Annotated in this window: 2 protein-coding genes; both read left to right on the plus strand. The window is 61.8% G+C overall.

Going from position 1 to position 3,015, the window contains the following annotated elements:
* Positions 1–759: reverse transcriptase domain-containing protein (locus ACIHFD_RS67680; protein ID WP_397375936.1), on the plus strand; the 759-nt coding region annotated here is incomplete at its 5' end.
* A 650-nt stretch (positions 760–1,409) separates the two neighbouring features.
* Complete coding sequence (gene ltrA, locus ACIHFD_RS67685) at positions 1,410–2,894, plus strand: group II intron reverse transcriptase/maturase (protein ID WP_397375937.1); 1,485 nt, start codon at positions 1,410–1,412, stop codon at positions 2,892–2,894.
* Positions 2,895–3,015: the final 121 nt, after the last annotated feature.

Genomic DNA, 3,015 nt, shown 5'->3' on the forward strand with positions numbered 1-3,015 from the left:
CCCACGGTCGCTGACCGGGTTGCCCAGACCGTGGTGGCCAGGCATCTGGGGGTTCGCGTGGATCCTGTGTTCCATGAGGACTCCTACGGCTACCGCCCTGGGAAATCGGCCCTGGATGCGGTGGAGCGCTGCCGGCGGCGTTGTTGGAAGCGGGATTGGGTGATCGACCTCGACATCCAGAAGTTCTTCGACAGCGTCCGGTGGGACCTCGTCGTCAGGGCCGTGGAGACTCACACCGACGCCGTTTGGGTGAAGTTGTACGTCCAGCGGTGGCTTCAAGCCCCGCTGCGACTGCCCGACGGTACTGTGCAGTTGCGGGACCGAGGGACTCCCCAGGGGTCGGCGGTCTCACCTGTTCTGGCGAACCTGTTCATGCATTACGCGTTCGACACCTGGTTGATGCGGAACTACCCGCAGGTCGGGTTCGAGCGTTATGCCGACGACGCGGTGGTGCACTGCGTCAGCGAGGACCAGGCCCGCAAGGTTCTGGCCGCGCTGGAGAACAGGGTGGAGGAAGTTGGGCTGCGACTGCATTCCGACAAAACCCGGATCGTGTACTGCAAGGACCAATCACGGCGTGGCTCGTACGAACACGTCGCGTTCACATTCCTGGGGTTCACGTTCCAGCCGAGGCAGGCGCAGGACAAGTACGGGAGGCGGTTTCTCAGTTTCCTGCCTGCGATCAGCAATGACGCCCTCAAAAAGGCTCGGCGCCGTCGTCCGTGGATGGCGGCTGCACCAGCGGGTCAACCTCACTGAGCAAGAGCTCGCCAAGGCGATCAATCCGATCGTGGCGGGCTGGATGCGGTACTAGTGCGCCGCGAGGCGCTGTTATTCCGTATGGAGGTGAAAGACCGCCATCTGTTCGTCGTCGTAGTGGCGAATTGAAGCTGGAGGAAGCCTGATCCGGGAGTCGCTGGGGAGGGTGGGAGCAGCCTCGACAAAGTCGCGCCGGTTCGGAACTGTCGGACGGGCCGGGCGCGGTGAGCGAGACAGGAAGGTATACGTGAGGAACCGGTGTTGTTAAGCCTCTTGAGCATCCGCCAGCTCTAACCCGACGGATTCGGGCTGGTTAGCGGCGCGCACTCGCACCCTGAAACTGGGGTTCGGGGAACTCTCGGCAGGGTCTTAGTAGCTCGTGCAGGGAGGCCATGGTGAAAATCTACGGCGTAACCATGGCGATGCCGCAGGGGTAGAGCCGGGTGCCTAACCTGTTGAACGGAATAACAGTGAACGCGGGAACCATCCGTGTCCGCTCCATATCTCACCTTCAGCCAGAAGGGGCGGGTATGGATAGGCGCGACGTCTGCCGAAGGCGCGGAGGGGACGGAGCCGCCGTAGTACTCCGAGCCGGGGAAAGCCCGTGCACATGGGGAAGGGCGGCAGCGTGTCAAGCCAAGGAGAAAGCAATGTCCGAAGACGCCTCGGCGAATGTCGGGGCCGTGAGGTGGCCTGATCCTGATACGGCGCACTTCACGGTACGGAGGATGCAGACAAAATTGCATCGCTGGGCGATCGATGATCCCGATCGCTGTTTCGGCGACCTGTTCAACCTCGTCTACGACCCGGCGTTCCTGGTGGCAGCGTGGGAACGCGTGTCCACCAATAAGGGTGCGAAGACCGCAGGGATCGACAAGGCTACGGCCGCCAAGGTCGAAATCTGGGTCGGGGTCGAGGCTTTTCTGGAGCAGATCCGGGATTCGCTGAAGTCGGGCGAGTTCCGGCCGGTCGAAGTGCGGCAAGTGATGATCCCGAAGGATAGCCCCGGGAAGTTCCGGAAGCTCGGTATTCCCACTGTCGCTGACCGCGTGGTTCAGGCAAGTCTGAAACTGGTGCTCGAACCCATCTTTGAGGCGGACTTCAGGCCGTGCTCATATGGGTTCCGCCCAAACCGCCGAGCACATGACGCGATCGCCGAGATCCACCTCCTCGGCTCCAGTGGATACCATTGGACTCTGGAATGTGATATCCGAGCCTGCTTCGATGAAATCGAACACACGGCTTTGATGGATCGCCTGAGGAAGAGGATTAAGGACAAGCGCATCTGCTCGCTGGTGAAGGCGTTCCTGAAGTCCGGGGTCCTTACCGAATTCGGAGCCAGGGAAGAGACCCACACTGGAACCCCGCAAGGGGGAATTCTTTCGCCGTTACTCGCCAATATTGCCCTGTCGGCACTGGACGAGCACTTCGACCAGCTATGGCAGCAAGAAATGGGCACGGATGGGCAACGGCGCCAACGCAGAAAGAAAGGTCTCGGGAACTGGCGGCTTATCCGTTACTGCGATGACTTCGTCATCATGGTGTTCGGCGATCGTCATCACGCGGAGGCCTTGCGTGAGGAGGTGTCAACCGTGCTCGCCCCCCTGGGATTGCGGCTGGCACCGGAGAAGACCCAGGTGGTCCACATCGATGAGGGCTTCACGTTCCTCGGCTTCGACATCCGCCGGATGCGGAAACGAGGAACCAGCAAGCACTACGTCTATACCACGCCGTCCAAGAAGGCCGTCCAGTCGATCAAGGACAAGGTGAGGACAAAGACGTACAGGTCAACCCGCTATCAGGATCTGGGCGAGTTGCTCGCCGACCTGAACAGATCCCTCGCGGGGTGGGCGAACTATTTCCGGCACGGTGTGTCCAAGGCGAGTTTCAGCGCCGTCGACTCTTTCACCTGGAATCGGCTGATGCGCTGGATTCGTGCCAAGTACAGAGGACGAACCGGGCTGTCCATGAAGGAACTCCGTCGCCGCTTCTGCGACAAGGGGTGGAGATTCGCTCACAACGGAGTCGTATTCACCGGCGCGGCCAGCGTCGCGGTTACCCGCTACCGCTATCGCGGAAGGAACATACCGACTCCATGGATCCCGAAGCCGGCAGTTGCCCCCACAAGCAGCTGACCAGCGGTCAAGACACGTGGAGCGCCCGGTGCGGTGAGAGCCGCACGCCGGGTGCGGCGAGCGGTACGGGGAAACGGACCGGGAGCAATCCCGGCACCGCGCCCCGTGCCGACTCAACCGG

The organism is Nonomuraea sp. NPDC051941 (assembly GCF_044593615.1).